The organism is Filomicrobium sp. (assembly GCF_025698805.1).
GTDB lineage: Bacteria > Pseudomonadota > Alphaproteobacteria > Rhizobiales > Hyphomicrobiaceae > Filomicrobium > Filomicrobium insigne.
This window is the reverse complement of the sequence record NZ_JAILWT010000005.1, coordinates 330509-347891: the sequence shown is the minus strand read 5'-3', so window position 1 is coordinate 347891 and position 17383 is coordinate 330509. Positions and strand designations below refer to the sequence as shown.

Below are 17383 nucleotides of genomic sequence, written 5' to 3'. Positions count from 1 at the left end.
ACCCGGCACCGCGATCTTCTCGCCCACCTGAGAGATCGGCTTCATCTTGGCTTCGCGTGCGATCTCAATGTCTGACTTGACGGTCATGCGTTGTCTTCCTCCGCCGCCTAGCGGCTTTTTTTGTTAACACCGGTTATGATTCATTCCGCGGCCTGAAGCGTGAACCTATTACCAGCCTTCAAGCCTGCCGTTTCCGCAAATTCTGACGCTGCGACTTTGGGCGCTTTACCTGCTCGGACACGTTTAACGAGAATCGTTCCACCTTGCGCCGCAATGGTGATGCCTTCTTTCGAGACCTCTACGACTTCTCCCGGTTCGCCGCTTCCATCCGATTTGGCGACGTCAAAGATATCCAGCCGTTGGCCGTCGATTTCCGTCCATGCACCCGGAGCGGGATTCGCCGCGCGTATCAGGTTGTAGACCTCATCGACCGGCTTAGACCAATCAATTCGCGCGATCTCTTTCTTAAACCACCCCTCGTAAGAACCCGCCGCCAAATCCTGTGAGTGCTTGAGAATGATGCCGGCCTTGACCAAATCGAGGCCTTCCATCATCGCATCGACGCCCATCGGGAATAATTTGTTGAAGTACACATCGCCAATAGTCTCGTCCGGTCCGATTTCACATGTCTTTTGCAACATGATCGGTCCTTCGTCGAGACCATCGTCAGGCCAGAAAATCGTCAACCCTGTACGCTTTTCACCCATCGCGATGGGCCAGTTAATTGAGGATGGTCCGCGATGCATCGGACATAAGGAGGGGTGATACTGGAACGTCCCGTACCGTGGCGCATCCCGAACGTCCTTCGGCACAAACAACAAGACATATGCCATCATGCATACATCCGCGTCGAAAGACTTCATGAGCTCAAGCGCTTCAGGCGTTTTCCATGAACTGGGCTGATAAAGCGGCAACCCCCGTTCACGAGCCAGTTCAGCTAATGGGTCTTCTGGCTTGCCTTCCTTTGTTGGCGCACAGCAAACCGCAACAACATCTTCGCCGCGCTCCAGCAATCGTTCCAGTACAGCCTTGCCGAATGCCTGTTGGCCATGAACGACGATACGCATGATCCCTCCCTTCGGCTGGCGCGGTGTCACCGCCAGCCGCTCCAAGTGTTAAGGTAAGAATTTATGGACGCGAAAGACCGAACTGAAAGGCCACCGCGTCAGACTATTCAGCGGCCATTTTCTTAGCAGGCTCGGTCGCCCCTGCATTCTTCAGTTCTTCAACTTCTGCAGCGGAATATCCCAGAACATCGGACAAAATCTGATCCGTATGCTCACCGAGCAGCGGAGAACGAAGCACCTCCACCGGACTGTCAGAGAGCTTGATCGGGCAGCCGACCGTCAGATATTTCCCGCGCTCAGGATGGTCCACCTCGACAATCGTGCCCGCAGCCCGAAGAGCTTGATCCTCAGCCAACTCCTTCATGGAAAGGATCGGACCAACAGGAATGTCGAGCGGATTGCAGATTTCCATGACCTCGAACTTCGTCTTGGTCATGGTCCACTCCTCAATCGTATTGAAGATATGTGACAACTTGTTGAGGCGTGCCTTCGGCGTTTTATACTCAGGATCTTCCTTCCACTCAGGCTTATTGATCACATCGCAGATCTTCTCCCACACCGGAGCCTGTGTGATGAAATAGGTGTAAGCGTTAGGATCGGTTTCCCACCCTTTGCACTTCAAAATACGGCCGGGCTGACCACCACCTGAGTCATTTCCAGCCCGAGGAACCGCATCCCCAAACGGAATGTCTTCGCCGTATTGAGAGTATTCCGTGAGAGGACCGCGCTCGAGGCGCTGCTGGTCGCGCAGCTTCACGCGGCACAGGTTGAGAACACCATCCTGCATCGGCGCCAGAACTTTCTGACCGCGGCCAGTCTTCTCGCGCTGGAAAAGCGCCGTCATGATGCCCAGCGCCAAGTGCAATCCCGTACCGCTATCGCCAATCTGAGCACCAGTGACCGTCGGCGGTCCATCGAGAAAACCGGTCGTAGAAGCTGAACCACCCGCACACTGCGCAATGTTCTCGTAGACCTTGCTATCTTCGAACGGTCCGGGACCAAAACCTTTAACCGACGCCATGATCATGCGCGGATTGAGCTCCTGGATACGCTCCCACGTAAAGCCCATCCGGTCCAAAGCGCCTGGCGCAAAGTTTTCGACCAACACGTCGCAAGCCTTGACCAGCCGCTCAAGCACCTCTTTGCCTTTTGGATTCTTAGTATCGAGAGTAATCGAGCGCTTATTGTGGTTGAGCATCGTGAAGTAGAGGCTGTCAGCACCGTCGACGTCGACGAGTTGCTTGCGCGTCGCATCACCAACGCCCGGCCTTTCGACCTTGATCACGTCTGCGCCGAACCAAGCCAACAGCTGCGTGCAAGTCGGCCCCGATTGCACGTGCGTGAAATCCAAAACCTTTACGCCTTCCAGTGCCTTCACCATGTCTGTCTCTCTTTATTTATCCCGGATGATACCGGTGTTGATTATGCGTGCGTCCCGCGCGAGGGCCCACGCGGGACGCATCAAGTTTTACTTGTACATCGTCTGGTTTTTGGTGCCCGGCGCATATTCGCGCGGATCGACCCAGATATTGACGATTGCCGAACGCCCGGTCTTCTGGATGGCCTCGCGCGCCCGCTGCAGAGCCGGCTGAATATCCGACGCTTCGCGAACTTCTTCTCCATATCCACCGAGCATCTGTGCAAACTGCGAGAATGGAATGTCGCCAAGTAGGTTGCCAACATTGCCCCGCTGTTCGCCGTACTTCGAGATCTGGCCGTAACGGATCTGGTTCATCGCGGAATTGTTCCCAATGACCGCCAGATAAGGCGCGCCGAAGCGATTTGCCGTTTCCATATCGAAGCCCGTCATGCCGAACGACCCATCGCCGTAGTAGCACATGACTTCCTTATCGGGATTGGCGAGCTTGGCCGCCATGGCAAAGCCTGTACCGACACCCAAGGAGCCCAGCGCACCCGGATCCATCCACTGCCCAGGCGCGCGCGGACGCACCGCTTGCGCTGAGATCGTGACAACGTCACCACCGTCACCGATGTAGATGGTGTCATCACCAAGGAATTCATTCAGTTCCCAAGCAACCCGGAAGGGGTGAATAGGCGACTGGTCCGATGTGAACAGCGGCATTAGCTTTTCAAGCGCCATTTGCTCGGCCTCGCGAAGCTTCTCCATCCACTGCTTACGCGCTTGGCGCTTGCCGTTGTCGATCTTGGCGGAGGCCGCATCAAGAACAGCACCGAGGATAGCACCTGGATCACCGACGAGCCCAAGCGAGATATCGCGGTTCTTACCGACCGTCCGGTAGTCCTGGTCTATCTGCACAAGAGTGAGTTCGTTGGAGATGCGCTTGCCATAGCCCATGCGGAAATCAAATGGCGTACCCACAACGACGATGACGTCCGCATTCTTAAACGCCAGCGACCGCGTACGGTCGAAGTGGTGCTCATCGCCCGGCGGCAAGAGACCGCGGCTCGCACCGTTGAAGTATCCGGGAATATCGAGACCGCGCAGCAGTGCAATGGCCTCATTATGCCCACGCGAACTCCAGACCTGCTGACCATAAAGAATAGCCGGACGCTCCGCCTTCACGAGCAGATCTGCGAGCTTTTCGATATCCGTGGGATCTCCGATCGATTTGACCGACGCACGGTAGTGACCTGACTTCGGAATAACCGCATTGTCGATATGCACTTCGCGATCGAGAACATCGCGCGGAATTTCGAGATACGAAGGACCGTAAGCGCCCGAGAAGCTTTCACGTGCGGCCATCGAAATCATGTCAGCGATCCGTTCCGTCGAACGAACCGATTCCGCAAACTTCGTAATCGGACGCATCATATCGACGTGCGGCAGATCCTGTAGCGACCCCATACGGTGCTGCGTTAATGCTCCCTGGCCACCAATGTGCAAAATGGGGCTCTCAGAACGTAATGCCGTCGCGACGCCGGTTACGGCATTCGTGCAACCTGGCCCCGCAGTCGTAACCACACAGCCGAGCTTACCGGTTTGGCGTGCATAACCATCAGCGGCGTGGGCTGCCACTTGCTCGTGGCGTACGTCGATGATGCGAATACCTTCATCGATGCACCCATCATAGATGTCGATGATGTGCCCACCACACAGCGTAAAGATCGTATCGACGCCTTCATTCTTGAGTGCTTTGGCGACGAGGCGCCCACCCGAAACAATGTTTGGATCCGAACTCTTTTTGGCCAGAGTGTCGTCGGCCGTGTTCGCTATCGCCGGTGTCGCCATGTCTCAGCTCCCTTCGAGTTCGACCGGCTTTGGAGAATATCCCCCGGTCATATGGTTGTGGCTGTTGGCTCTGTGGCTTCTTCAGTCGATGTCCACAAAGCGTTCGACGTGATCTCGCAGCTTCATCGTGTGTTCCCGCACCAAGCGTTCAGCCCGGTCCGGATCTCGTGCTTCAAGCGCCTCAATGATCTCCTTGTGGTCTGCGACGGACCGTTTGGCCCGATCCTGCTCGATAATCGTCCGGTTCCTGATCGCGCGAACGTGCAGGAAAAGACTGTCGGCGATGCCCTGAATCAGAGGGTTTCCACTGAGACTGAGAATTGCCTGATGGAACGTGATATTGGCGTCTGAATATTCGCCGAGCCGCATGGCCACTTCGTCTTGTCCGTAGTCATCGACGAGACGATGCAATGCGGCGATGTCGTCGGCGCTGGCCGCCGAGCACGCAAGCCGCGCGGCCATACCCTCCAACGCTGCCCAAACCGTGATCATGTCGAGCACTTCGGCCTTAGTCTTGCGCACGATAAAGATACCGCGCCGCGCGACGACCTTGACGAGGCCTTCTTGATCAAGCTGAGCCAAGGCCTCCCGCAACGGCGTTCGGCTGATGCCGAAGCGCGCGGAAAGATCGCGTTCATCGAGCTTTAGTTGGGCATCAGCATCGTAAATGTTCATATTCGTAATGGCGGATTTCAGCGCCTCATAAGCTCTCGCTTTGAGACTTTGATTCTCGCCGATGAGATCGATTTTGATGGAAGTCACAGCCATAAAATACCTGGGCGCCGTCCGGAAAAGGTTTCAGATGCGGTCATCGATCCTTGCCCTCCGGAAACGGATGTTGTTGCAAAATGACGTAAAACGAACGCCATGACATTCGCCTTCAAGAGCGTGGCTGCACCATCGTTTGGCCGCTCGATGTCGCCTGCGGCGACCATGACCATTGGTAGGTGAACCCAACAAACCTCCGGCATCTGGTATACCAGATACCGAACTATAGTGCTCCCTTCAAGTGATGTCATGGGTTGGTTCTGTCATTGCCCACGTTTCCTGCCGCTTATCCGAAGGTCAGCAAGCCGGCGAGAGCCCGTTGACCCCAAGAATTCTGTGGCGTCTTCTTCTGGGTCCAAATCCGGTGATCGGAGAGGATCCTTGCTTGCGCCGTGCATGGCATACAATATGCCAAATAATCGCGCTACGCAATCGGCATATTGCAGGATAACGCTCGTTTTTTGAGTGTCGCCTATGAGGTCTCCCTCTACGACTCTGCTACATCTCAAAAAGAGACAGCAAGTCGTTCAAACGGGGTAAGCGCCCTGACGCGCGACATGCCCACGGACAACGAGATCAAGAGACTTGGACACCCGCAATGCGCTTGTACGAATTTCAGGCTAAGGAACTTCTCCAGCGCTACGAAATTCCGGTTCCCGCCGGGCGGGTTGTTGACGATGTCGCCGGAGCTGGGCGCGCCGCGGCACGACTGCAATGCGCCCGTTATGCGGTGAAGGCGCAGATTCTATCGGGCAATCGTATAGACGTTGGCGCTATCCGATTTGCAGCTTCGAAGGAGGGCGTGGAGGCGACGGCCGAACAGCTTATTGGCCAGATCTTCACAACAAACCAAACACGTCCCGACGGCGAAAAAGCTCGTTGGCTGCTCGTCGAGGAATCCGTCGCGGCCGTACAGCAAGTTTATGCCGCCGTTGTGCTCGACGGGAGCGCCGGCCGGCTGAAATTGCTGACCAGCCGGGTAGCCGGTACGGGTATCGAGGCGCGCATTGCGGCCGAGCCCGAGTTGATCCGGCAAACGCCTATAGACCTGACAAGCGACGGTCCCTCTGCCGATTTCAAAAGCGCCGCCGAAGCAATTGAACTTAAAGGGGCGGCAGCCGAAGAGGCGGCACGCATCTTTCGCCAAATGGCGCGCCTCGCCGTCGAACTCGACGCCACCCAGGTCGAGATCAACCCTCTGGCAATAACTGCAACCGGTCAGTTCCGGGCCCTCGACGCCAAACTTGAGCTCGATACTCACGCTCTGTTTCGCCACCCTGCCCTTGCGGCATTCCGCCAAGCGCTGGAACTCGAGGATGGTGACCCACACGAACTGGCCGCCGACCGCCACCAGCTCAATTACACCGCTCTAGACGGTGATATCGGGGTCGTCGTCAACGGTGCCGGCCTCGCGCTCGCGACACTCGACATGCTCCGCGAAGCTGGCTGTCGGCCCGCCAACTTCATGGACGTCCGCGCGACAGCATCCAGCCTCGACATCGCCCACGGGATGGGCCTCGTACTCAACAATCCCAGGACGCAGGCCATGCTCGTGAACGTCCACGGCGGCGGCATGCAGCGATGCGATACGATCGCCGAGGGTATCGCCATTGCAATGCGGCAAACCACACGACGCGTTCCTCTCGTCGTCCGTCTCGCGGGCAACAACGCTGATTTCGCGCGCACGCGGCTCGCCGGTTCTGGCATCGAATTTATCGATGCCACCGACATGAAGGATGCGATCCAAAAGCTAACCGCTGCTCTCAAATCGGCAGCCGCCTGACCAATTTTGCGAAAACGACGGGGTCAGGCAGTTTACCGCGTCCTGATGGTCGCACCCAGACCCCCTTGACTTGGTATACCAGATCGGACCAACCCTACGTGGACCAAGATCACGATCGCAAAGCTGCAAAAAAGAGCAGCGCGTGCCCAACACATTCCGGGAGGAATAAATGAAAGTTTGTATCTACGGAGCGGGTGCCATCGGCGCCCATATCGGCGTTCTTTTGAAACTTGCCGGCGTTGATGTTTCGTTGATCGCGCGTGGCGCGCACCTGGAAGCGATCCAAAACAATGGCCTCAAGCTACTTATCAACGGCGAGGAAAAGGTCGCCCGTATGCCGGCGAGCAAGAACCCTGCCGACCTGGGGCCTCAAGACTATGTGATCATCGCGCTCAAGACACACCAAGCGTGGGAAGTCGCCGAACAGATGGCACCTCTCCTAGGACCCGATACAGCGGTCGTCACCGCACAAAATGGCATCCCTTGGTGGTACTTCTATGGCTTCGAAGGCCAGTACGCGAACCTCCAGCTCGAAAGTGTCGACCCCGGCGGACGGCAGTGGAACGCGATCGGGCCCCAACGCGCCATCGGGTGCACGGTTTATCCCGCCGCCGAAATCGTAGAGCCGGGCGTCGTCAAGCACACCTACGGCGATCGCTATGGCCTGGGCGAACCGACACGCAAAGAAACAGACCGCGTCAAAGCTCTGGCCGGCGCCTTTGAAGCCGCGGGTCTGAAGCCGAAGATCTATCCCGAAATCCGGAACGATATCTGGCTTAAGTTGTGGGGCAACCTCTGCTTCAATCCAATCTCGGCCCTGACCCACGCCACGCTCGATATCGTAGCCACAGATCCCGGCACACGCTCCGTCGCACGCCGGATGATGGAAGAAGCTGAAACCATCGCGCGTAGAATTGGTGCGCATTTCCGCGTCGACATCGAGCGCCGCATCAACGGAGCAGCGTCGGTTGGTGCACACCGCACGAGCATGCTGCAGGATCTTGAACGCGGCCGGCCAATCGAGCTCGACGCCTTGCTGACGGTGGTCCAGGAAATGGGTCGCCTGGTCGATGTGAACACACCGACCATCGACACTGTCCTCGCCCTCACGCAACAGATGGGTCGCGTAGCCAACGTCTACCCAGTCTTCCCAGACGCGGCACCGGAAGAGGCCACCAACTCGGTCGACTGATACGACGCGTTGGTCTGGAAGAATTAAACGCACAATGCGGCCGCGCCCAAAGCGCGGCCGTTTCCCTTAGAGCCCCGCCTCCCTTAGAGCCCCGCCGCTGGCCGCGATGACGCCCTGAGTTTCAACTGCGCCTCCCGCCGCGTAACGTAAGCCGAAGCTGCAAAAATGATGAGCCCGCCCACCCACGTTAAAGCGTCAATCGCCTCTCCGAATGCGAGAAACCCGATTGCGACCGCGAACGGCAAACGTACGAACTTGAACGTCATGACCAAAGACGCCTCCGCCACGGCGTAGCCTCGTACGAGCGCCATATGCCCAAGCACCGCGCAAAGCCCCATAGCTGCCAGATACGGCCACAGTTCCAGTGATGGCCACTGCCAAACAAACAACGCCGGCACGAGTGCCAACGGCGTCATAATCGCATTGGTGATGAAAACCACGCGATCAGCATCGTCCTGTTGAGTCAGCTGTTTGACGAGAGGTCCGATGCCACCGACCGCGAGAGCGGATATCAGCGCCGCCCACTGCCCCCAGCCCGGTTCGGAAAGCCCTGGCCGAAGGATAATCATGGCGCCAAGAAACCCAATCCCCAGAGCCGCCCAGCGGCGGAAATGGACGCGTTCGCCGAGAACCATTATTGCGACGGCCGTGCCGAACAGTGGTGACAGAAATCCGATTGCCGTCACCTCCCCGATGGGGATTAAAGCCACGGCCTGGAACATGGCCATCATCGAGATGAAACTCAGCACAACACGCGCGCCGTAGAGTTTCGGTTGCTTGGTCTGGAATAGCGAGGGTCCGCGCCAGGCAAGCAGCGGCAGCATCCATACGACACAGAACGCATTGCGAAAAAAAAGAACCTGCAGCGGATTCATACCCTGCAATGCTAAGTACCGGCCCAACGAGAGAAGGCCCGCCAACAAAGCCATGGCGACAATAACGAAAATCGCCCCGAGGAGAGGATCGTTGGCAGCCCCGGGCCGCCCACTTGCCTTGAGACCGGCACGCCAGCCGCCAGCACCACCGTCGGCCCTGGCTTGCTGCCCTTCATTTAAACCGGTCAAGTTGGACTCCCGATACACCACACACGCAAGCTCACGAGCATCAAGCCTACGTTTCAAGCTCTGTGAAACGCGAGGGAACAACGCTGTAGCCAACGACCGAGTTCACCGCCCTGCAGGGTAATGGCGCAAGCCCATGCAATCTCCGCACGCGCTTACGGCATTAAACGGAGCTGATTTGTTCAGCGGCCACAACACGCACAGCGACGACCGTAGCATTGTCTTGATGCGGATCACGGACAGCCTCAACAGCACGGATAAGCGCGCTCGCCACTGCGTCCGGTCCATCCTCCGCGTAGGCTGCGATAATGCGTTCGACCTCACTCTCTTCAAGAGTCTGCAAACCGTCACTCGCCAGAATAATGTAATCGCCATCTTCCAGCGTCAAAGGTCGTTGAGATTGGTCGACAAGATCAAGTTCATCGCCCGTCACCGCCGAACGCAGCATATGCCTACGCGGATCAGAACGCGCCTCTTCGACGGTCATCCGTCCAATCTCAGCCAACCGGTCCAGCTCCGGGGCTAACGAGTGATCCTCGTTGAGCAGAGCAATTTCGCCCCTGCGGAACAGCCACAAGGGACTGTCTCCGACACTGACCCACTCGACACCGCCCTCGGAGAAGGCCACGCCGATCAGCGTCGAACCCATCCCTGATAGCACCGGATTTGAGATCACCGTTTGCGCTACCGCGCCATTGGCTGCATCCAACGCATCGCGCAACCGGTCCGGCACCGGCCCGTTACGCTTCGTGAAGGCTTCGAGAAATTGCTCGCAGCAAACGCGGCTGGCCAACGCGCCGCCAGTGTGACCACCCATTCCATCGGCCAGCACAGCTACGAGAGGCACACCTCCAGCCGGGCTCGATCCGTTTGCGACGGCAGCGCTGTCTTCTTGATACTCCCTGGCCCCGCGCGTTGTCTGCCAGGCGTGTTCAAAGGCGTTCATTCAATCCTTGTTTTCGGCAAGTTCAGACCAATCGAATTCTGGCCCACAGAAGGGCACGAAGACAAGCTGCGTGCGACCGACCGTAATGACATCCATTGCGGTGAGTTCAACGGCGCCAGTCGGGCGCTTATCGTTCACCGAAACCACATTTGTCTTAGCAAGATTTGGCACGAACAGGAAAGACCGGTCGCTGGAATCGTAGCGAATGTAAGCCTGCTCTTCCGACGAAATCGCATCATCACCGAAGTCGAGCGGAATGCGTTGGTTGGGCGAGCGTCCCAGCGTATTGTTTCCCTCGAACACCGGCCGGTATGAACCGATCCCAGGGCCGCCTACAACGACTAGCCACCCCACCACCGGATCACGCTCAAATTCACCGCGTTTGACCTGCTGGCGACCGCGTACCAGCTGGGTGCGCTCGGAGTTCTCTTCAGCCTTCGGCGCACTCGGCGTCTTCACGACCCGCGTCGTAGGCGGTGCATCGGCTTCCACATGCGCATCAGGAGGCGTTGCATGCTGCGGGCCACGGGTGCGCGCTTCGCGCGCGGCTTCCGCTGCACTCAATCCCGTATTGCCGTCTTTTACACGGGTGGTGACAGGAGGAGGCTCAGCGGCAGGCGCAGGCTCCGAGGGCGCAACAGGCGGTGGCAAAGCTATGGTCGCCGGACTTGCCTCAGGGGCGGCGCTTTCTGCAGGCTTTTGCGGTTTACCGGTTTCGTCTCGGCTCGCCGCCACCAACGCATCTTTCAATGTTCCCAAAAAACCAGATTTCCCACCGGCTACCGGCTTCGATTCGTTGGCCATATCGCGTCGCTCCTCTTCGCCACTTGTCTCCTCCGCGCCAGCATCCGGCGCTGACTATCTATTGCAGTCGAAACGTCAATTTCGCCGTCCCCAGGGTGATGACGTCGCCGTCCTTCAAGCGTTGCCGCCGAATCCTCTCTCCGTTGACGATGACGCCATTACCATCCGAACTGGATAAATCAGAAACGACATAACCAACATCTGCGGACCGACTTATGACCGCATGGTAACGATGCACGGTAGGATCGGTTAGTCGCACGTCGTTATCCTCCTCCCGGCCAATCCGAACCATCAGCGCACCGCTGAATCGGAACTCCGAAACCTCCGCGTCAGACGTCTCCTGAATCTGCACAAACGCATCTCCTGGGACGATCACCCTGTGTGAATAGGGCGGTGGGTTAGTCGTCGGCAGCTTTTGCGCCGCCGGATATCGCACCGTTCGGTCGGGCTCGATGACACTCCCGGACCGCCGCAAAATCAAACCCGCAGCAACGAACAGCGGCACAATGACCACAAGGCTCAATCCCAACAGCAACGCTGGAGCCTGTCCATAGCCCTGACCAAGAAGATCACCAAAGTCGGAAGTCACGCGCTGCCACCAGCTCAGCAAATCACCCTGCCAATCGGCGGCGATATCCCAGATTGGCATTGAAACCTCGTTGGCTAGAGCCGAATCAGCCGCCAGCAATCTAGCGCTCAAAGCGATCACTGAGCACTGCCACGCCGTCTTGTTTATCCACAACAACGATCGTCGGAACCTCAAAAATGTCGGTATAGCCGTCAAACGGCGGCAACGATCCCCTGCCACTGTGGCATTCACTCCGACTTCATACGCAATTCCGCCCCGCACGTCCCCGTCCCCTCTTGGCCTTTCCGCCCAATCGCGTCAGTGTCAAACTTTATCCGTGCTACATGCATGCGCGCACGCGCGAACGCCACAATCGTGCTGCAAAGATGGCATGAGCAAGGTTTTACGCCTCGGAAAACTGGTGAAAGAATCGGCGCGTGTCATGTAAGACGATTATGGCATCGCCAATATCGGTAGACTGGACTTAACGGGGACGATGACCAACCTGATAGCGCTTCCAGATGGCACTGAGCTTGTCGGTGACTACAGGATAGAACGTGTGCTCGGAGCCGGCGGCTTCGGCATCACCTATCTTGCCGACGAGCTTGCGCTTGAGCGTCGCGTAACCATCAAGGAATATTTCCCCTCGGATTTTGCCGCCCGCGCCAATAGCATCAACGCGAGCCCGCGCTCGCAAGATTGCGATGGCGATTACCGTTGGGGGCTGGACCGCTTCATCGAAGAGGCCCAGACGCTCGCAAAATTCAACCACCCGCACATTGTGCGCGTGTACCGTTATTTCCGCGCGAACAACACTGCCTACATGGTTCTCCATTTCGAGGAGGGCCAAAGCCTTAAAAACTGGCTCAAAGGCCTCGGGCGCGCACCTCGCCAGAAAGAGCTGGATCGCATTCTGGAGCCGTTGCTCCAAGCGCTCGAACTCATTCACAAGGCGGATTTTCTCCATCGCGACATCGCGCCGGACAACATTATCATCCGCAAGGATGGCAACCCGGTTCTCATAGACTTTGGCTCAGCGCGCGGCGAAATCGCGAGTCATTCGAAGACGGTCTCCGCTCTCGTGAAGCCGGGCTACAGTCCCTATGAGCAATATGCTGAGACAAGCAGACAGCAGGGCCCTTGGACGGATATCTACGCCCTCGGCGCCACTCTCTACCATGCCGTTACAGGAAAGCGGCCTCCGGACGCGCCTTCGCGCATGGTCAACGACGAGTATATTCCTGCACGTCAGGCCGCACTTAGCTCCTATCGCACACGTTTTCTCCGCGCGATCGATGCCGCAATGGCCCTCAATATCGATGCTCGGCCACGTTCGATCGCAGCTTGGCGCGGCGAACTTCTCGCGCCCGATACCCCTCCTGCTCAGCGGGGTAGCTGGCTCTCGCGGGGTCGCGCCGCACAATCGAAAGAGGAAGCAGCCGAACGGGCCTTTGACGTGGTAACACCCGATCCCGGAATGCCTCCACCTCCGGACGCCCCAGGACCGCATGGTGGTATCCTTGATTTCGTAGACGGCTTGAAGCGCAAGCCGCTAGCTGAGGCGTTGGCGAATGTCGAGGCCGACAACCCTGCTGCCGATGAAGCCGATACCGCTCCAGCCGAAATAAATGCAAACGAAGAAGCGGCTCAATCGCCTCTTGCCAAAACAGTAAAGCTGAACACGGCACCGCCCCCGCTGTTCGCAAAGAAAGCGAAGAAGGCGGCGCCACAAAAAGGCGCAGCAAGCAGTCGGCAGCGCAAGGAGCGCAAAGCCGCCGCACTTCCTGTGCCAGTGGAAACACGCAAACCCGCGCGTCCCCGCGCCAATCGTGCGGGCCGCTCGGGATGGGTCTCGCTCTTCCTCAAGCTCATTTTGGTTGGCGGGCTCGGAACAGGCGTGATTGCGGCACGCGATCAGTTTCCGGAAATCGACGTCGCGGCGTACCTGCCGTCCATGGGCGAACACAGCGCGGCAACAACAAAAAGCAGCACTCTCCCAAAGCCGCGACAACGACCTGAGACGACAGCATCCCTTCAACAGCGCCCTGCCGAAGACGATGGCCCGGCGAACCCGTTGCTCCAACAGCTCGTGGGCCACACCGGCGCTGTCACAGCGTTAGCGTACTCCCCCGGCGGCTACAGCATCGTATCTGCGGGTGCCGACGCGACGGTCCGAATTTGGAATGCCAGCAACGGCAGCCTCTCCCGTATCATTCCGATGGACCATGGAGCCGCCACATCAATTGCGTTACAGGGCGAGTACATCGCGACCGGACACGCGGACGGATACGTTGCGGTCTGGGACAAAACCTCGGGCCACAAGGTTGCTGACTTGCAGCGGAATGAAGCGAGCATTTGGTCGCTCGCGTTTACGAACGTGCCTGGTCGCCTGCTCGCAGCAGCACACGATTGGAAAGTTGCCCTATGGGATCTGCGCGCTCCAAGTAGTCCCGTCCACATCTTCGAAGGACACGAAAACGCGGTGCAGGCCATCGCCTTCGCACCCCAAGGCCCCTTTCTCGCCTCCGGCGGCGCCGACCGAACGGTCAAACTGTGGAACCTCAATACGCTCGATCTCGTACGCACCTACAGGCGGCACCCTGACTTCGTAACGGCCGTCAAGTTCTCTCCCGACGCATCAAGGGTTGCGTCCGCGACGCTCAACGGAGACATACGCCTCTGGTCGACCTCCTCCCAGAGGACCTACCGGCGGCTGCGTGGTCACAAAGATAGCGTCACGGCTTTGGCGTTTAGCGGCTCCGGCGGTCTACTAGCCTCCTCCAGCGCAGATGGAACCGTCCGCCTCTGGGACGTCGAACGCTCAAGAACAGTAAAGACCTTTGCAAGCCACCCCGGCGAAGTGACAGCCGTCGACTTTTCACCCGACGGAAGCCGCCTGATCAGTGCCGGCGACGATGGCAAAATCCGCGTTTGGATGGTCCCCCGCAGAACAGCGCAACGGTAAGCCGCTTTTAGGAGGCCGAATGAATGCAGGCGCCTCGTGTGAATCGGCTTCGAAAACCTGCAGCACAATCGGCAATACGGACCTGCACTTTAGCGGTGCTGGCGTTGTCTTTTCATCTCGCCACCTCCGCAACAGGATCAACGGAGAGCAATACCCCAGGCTACGACATTGATCAGACGGGCTTCTCCCCACCCTGTCGTCTTAAACGCGGTGCGCTCCATACCGTTACCGATGTCGTTGATGCAGAAACCATCCGCCTCGATGATGGCCGTCTCGTCCGACTGATAGGAGCACGAACACCGGCCCCGTCCAGCACCGCCGCCGGATATCGAGAAACACTCCAAGAGCGTGCCGCAAGAGCTCTCACCGAACTCGTACTCGGTCACAGCGTACGTCTTTATTATCCCGCGATTGATCGCGACCGATACGGACTGACCCTGGCCCACGTGGTTCGAGAAGACAGCTCACAGGGACGCACGTGGGTCCAAAGGCATCTCGTCACCAACGGCCACGCGCGCACCTACGTGATACCGGGGAATGCCGAATGTGTTGATGCACTCGCTGAGGCCGAGAACCGGGCACGAAACGCCGGGCTTGGACTTTGGTCTCTCGCAGCCTACCGCCCCATTGCTTCATCGCGCACTGAGCATCTACGACGGCTCAAGGAAACATTCCAACTCGTTGAGGGACGCATAACAGGCGTAGGAAGCTCTCGCGGCAACGTTTATCTCAACTTCGGTCGAAATCGTCGCTTTGCCTTCACGGCATTCATTGCGCGCGCATCACTAACCGGCCAACGCGACTGGGCCAAGGACCTCAAAACTCTAAAGGGTCGCCGCATCCGAGTACGCGGCTGGATCGAGATTCACAACGGCCCGCACATTGAGGTCACGCACCCGAACCAGATCGAACTCCTGAAAAAAGATCAATCGTGACAGATCGGGAGGACAAGGTCTGGCCTCAGCGGTCCCCAAAAAACAAAAGGCGCCGAACGTCTTTCACGTTCGGCGCCTTCTTGAATATCAACGAAGCGACCGCAACCTAACTTAGGCCGCACGAGTTTCCGCATCGGCAGCTTCTTCCTCAGCAGCCGCGCGACGGCTACGTGCGCTCTTGCTTAGCACGTCAGTGATGCGCTGAACTGCGCCGCGCTCATCGAGTTTCTCAACCGCCGCAATTTCGCGTGCCATACGGTCGAGAGCATCTTCATAAAGCTGACGCTCTGAATACGACTGCTCGGGCTGCGCTTCCGACCGATAAAGGTCGCGCACAACCTCAGCGATAGAAACGAGGTCGCCTGAGTTGATCTTGGCGACATACTCCTGAGCACGGCGGCTCCACATCGTACGTTTGACGCGCGCACGGCCCTTCAGGATCTCCATCGCGCGTTTGACGATGCCATCATCCGAAAGCTTACGCATGCCAACAGATTCAAGCTTGCCAGTCGGCACCCGCAACGTCAGCTTCTCCTTCTCGAAGTTGATGACGAAGAGTTCGAGAGCAATGCCGGCAATTTCCTGCTCTTCGATGCCAATGATGCAGCCCACACCATGCGCTGGATAGACGACGTATTCGTTCGTCTTAAAGCCATGGCGCTGGCTCACAGACTTCTTCTGCTGATCACTCACGCGCGCAGCCGTCTGCACAGGCGCCTCTTTCGGAGCCGCCGGCTTCACAGGAGCGCTGATCTTCTTTGCTGCCTTCTCGGCAACCGAGGCGGCCACGCTGCGGGTAACGCTCACAGGGCTCGCTGATGATGCCTTCTTGGTAGAAGCAACAGCGGCCGAAACACGACCCTTGCTCGACGCTGTCGGGCTCACACGAGCCGCAGCAGCCTTATTGGTCGGCGCAACGGTAGCGCGTGGCTTTGCGGCCGTTGCAGACTTGCTCTTTGCAGTAGGCGCGGCAGCCTTAGCTGTCGATTTCTTGGAGGCGGAAGCAGCCGTCGAACCGCGGGTCGACTTTGGGCTCACGGGAGTTGACTTGCTGATCGACTTCGTTGCACTCTTGGCCTTACTTTTTGCGGGTGTCGCCTTGACCTCGACTTTGGTCTTTTTAGCCATTTGCATCGTCTCACTTTTTGCCACACACACGAGCCGTCCAAGAAACCACACGGACGGTATTGGACAGCGCCCTTGATATAAGGCGCCGCAAACAAGCCCCGGCGCTCGATTGTTCAAAATCGAACTCCAGGCAAATCAATAGGGGCCGATACTAGCCACTTGCGGGGCTACTCATCAGCCTGTCGGACACCATGGCCCTGCTGTACGGGGTTGTGTCTCGCAGCGATCGCGTTGTCGATGTTCGCATTTGTCCAGAAAATCGCCTCTTAACGATGCATGGACACTATATGTTCGCTACGGTTCCAGTTTTGTTCAGCTACGCCACTCGATAGATAATGTAACACAATCTTCACGGAAATAGAAGGGCCCGAACATTACTGTTGGTCAACGAAGGCCAAACGATAGTCTTAAGGCCCTGTTTTAACTGAGGAATTATGCTGGAACAATAAGATCCCCGACCTAGCCAGTAAGGCTTTAAGGGCCAGTAGAAGATGGATCTATCAACGGCTCACGCCTCGTCAACGAGCGCGCAAAACACCGACCGAGCACCAAGAACAACCATAAGCGGCATCAATCGCCGTCACCGGGCTCCGAAGAGAAGTACTTCTCGAACTTGCCATCCTCATCCCGATGCTCCTCCGCTTCCGGAAGCGCATCCTTTTTGGAAGTGATGTTCGGCCATTTGTCAGCGTATTCCCGATTGACCTCGAGCCATTTCTCCAAGTTAGGCTCCGTGTCGGGCTTGATCGCGTCGACGGGGCATTCCGGTTCGCACACACCACAATCAATGCACTCGTCAGGGTGAATGACGAGCATATTTTCCCCTTCATAGAAGCAGTCTACCGGGCAAACCTCCACGCAATCCGTGAACTTGCATTTGATGCAGCTCTCATTAACAACGTAAGTCATGCGAGTGATCGTGCTCCGTATGGTCGTTTGTCGTGTTGCGCGCGTC

General features: G+C 57.8%; 14 protein-coding genes. 4 read left to right on the top strand and 10 right to left on the bottom strand.

The window, feature by feature from the left end; all coding sequences use genetic code 11:
* Window positions 1–140: 140 nt before the first annotated feature.
* From K5845_RS15135 to K5845_RS15120, 4 genes are all read right to left on the bottom strand, one after another.
* Window positions 141–1067 carry a methionyl-tRNA formyltransferase gene (locus tag K5845_RS15135; protein WP_090230569.1) on the bottom strand — a complete coding sequence of 309 codons (927 nt, stop codon included), beginning with the start codon at window positions 1065–1067 and terminating at the stop codon, window positions 141–143.
* 103 nt (window positions 1068–1170) lie between these two features.
* A complete protein-coding gene (gene frc / locus K5845_RS15130) occupies window positions 1171–2448 on the bottom strand; it encodes a formyl-CoA transferase (protein ID WP_287959378.1) in 1278 nt (425 codons plus the stop codon).
* An 87-nt stretch (window positions 2449–2535) separates the two neighbouring features.
* Window positions 2536–4278 carry a thiamine pyrophosphate-binding protein gene (locus tag K5845_RS15125; protein WP_287959377.1) on the bottom strand — a complete coding sequence of 581 codons (1743 nt, stop codon included), beginning with the start codon at window positions 4276–4278 and terminating at the stop codon, window positions 2536–2538.
* A gap of 81 nt (window positions 4279–4359) precedes the next feature.
* Window positions 4360–5046 (bottom strand): GntR family transcriptional regulator, encoded by a 687-nt coding sequence (locus K5845_RS15120; RefSeq protein ID WP_046476689.1) that lies wholly within the window; start codon window positions 5044–5046, stop codon window positions 4360–4362.
* 598 nt (window positions 5047–5644) lie between these two features.
* On the opposite strand from K5845_RS15120, the gene K5845_RS15115 reads away from it, so the two are divergent.
* Together K5845_RS15115 and K5845_RS15110 are read left to right on the top strand one after the other, a co-directional pair.
* The gene (locus tag K5845_RS15115; protein ID WP_287959376.1) at window positions 5645–6829 is read left to right on the top strand and encodes a succinate--CoA ligase subunit beta; all 1185 of its coding nucleotides are present in this window, start codon (window positions 5645–5647) and stop codon (window positions 6827–6829) included.
* A gap of 169 nt (window positions 6830–6998) precedes the next feature.
* Window positions 6999–8021, top strand: a complete 1023-nt coding sequence (locus K5845_RS15110) for a 2-dehydropantoate 2-reductase (RefSeq protein WP_046476696.1) — start codon at window positions 6999–7001, stop codon at window positions 8019–8021.
* Window positions 8022–8104: 83 nt separating this feature from the next.
* Here K5845_RS15110 and K5845_RS15105 read toward each other — a convergent pair whose 3' ends face one another.
* The 4 genes from K5845_RS15105 to K5845_RS15090 form a co-directional block, all read right to left on the bottom strand.
* Window positions 8105–9085 carry a DMT family transporter gene (locus K5845_RS15105; protein ID WP_287959375.1) on the bottom strand — a complete coding sequence of 327 codons (981 nt, stop codon included), beginning with the start codon at window positions 9083–9085 and terminating at the stop codon, window positions 8105–8107.
* Between the two features lie 160 nt (window positions 9086–9245).
* Window positions 9246–10028, bottom strand: a complete 783-nt coding sequence (locus K5845_RS15100; RefSeq protein WP_287959374.1) for a PP2C family protein-serine/threonine phosphatase — start codon at window positions 10026–10028, stop codon at window positions 9246–9248.
* The gene (locus K5845_RS15095) at window positions 10029–10832 is read right to left on the bottom strand and encodes an FHA domain-containing protein (RefSeq protein WP_090230346.1); all 804 of its coding nucleotides are present in this window, start codon (window positions 10830–10832) and stop codon (window positions 10029–10031) included. It abuts the gene before it with no gap.
* 58 nt (window positions 10833–10890) lie between these two features.
* Entirely contained in the window at window positions 10891–11481 is a 591-nt protein-coding gene (locus K5845_RS15090; protein ID WP_139165381.1) for an FHA domain-containing protein, read from the bottom strand.
* Between the two features lie 415 nt (window positions 11482–11896).
* On the opposite strand from K5845_RS15090, the gene K5845_RS15085 reads away from it, so the two are divergent.
* Together K5845_RS15085 and K5845_RS15080 are read left to right on the top strand one after the other, a co-directional pair.
* Window positions 11897–14365: a WD40 repeat domain-containing serine/threonine protein kinase gene (locus tag K5845_RS15085; protein ID WP_287959373.1), complete on the top strand. Its 2469-nt coding sequence runs from the start codon at window positions 11897–11899 to the stop codon at window positions 14363–14365.
* A gap of 23 nt (window positions 14366–14388) precedes the next feature.
* A complete protein-coding gene (locus K5845_RS15080) occupies window positions 14389–15300 on the top strand; it encodes a thermonuclease family protein (protein ID WP_287959372.1) in 912 nt (303 codons plus the stop codon).
* 111 nt (window positions 15301–15411) lie between these two features.
* Here K5845_RS15080 and K5845_RS15075 read toward each other — a convergent pair whose 3' ends face one another.
* The gene (locus tag K5845_RS15075; RefSeq protein ID WP_046479901.1) at window positions 15412–16428 is read right to left on the bottom strand and encodes a CarD family transcriptional regulator; all 1017 of its coding nucleotides are present in this window, start codon (window positions 16426–16428) and stop codon (window positions 15412–15414) included.
* Between the two features lie 570 nt (window positions 16429–16998).
* Complete coding sequence (gene fdxA / locus K5845_RS15070; protein ID WP_090230351.1) at window positions 16999–17337, bottom strand: ferredoxin FdxA; 339 nt, start codon at window positions 17335–17337, stop codon at window positions 16999–17001.
* Window positions 17338–17383: the final 46 nt, after the last annotated feature.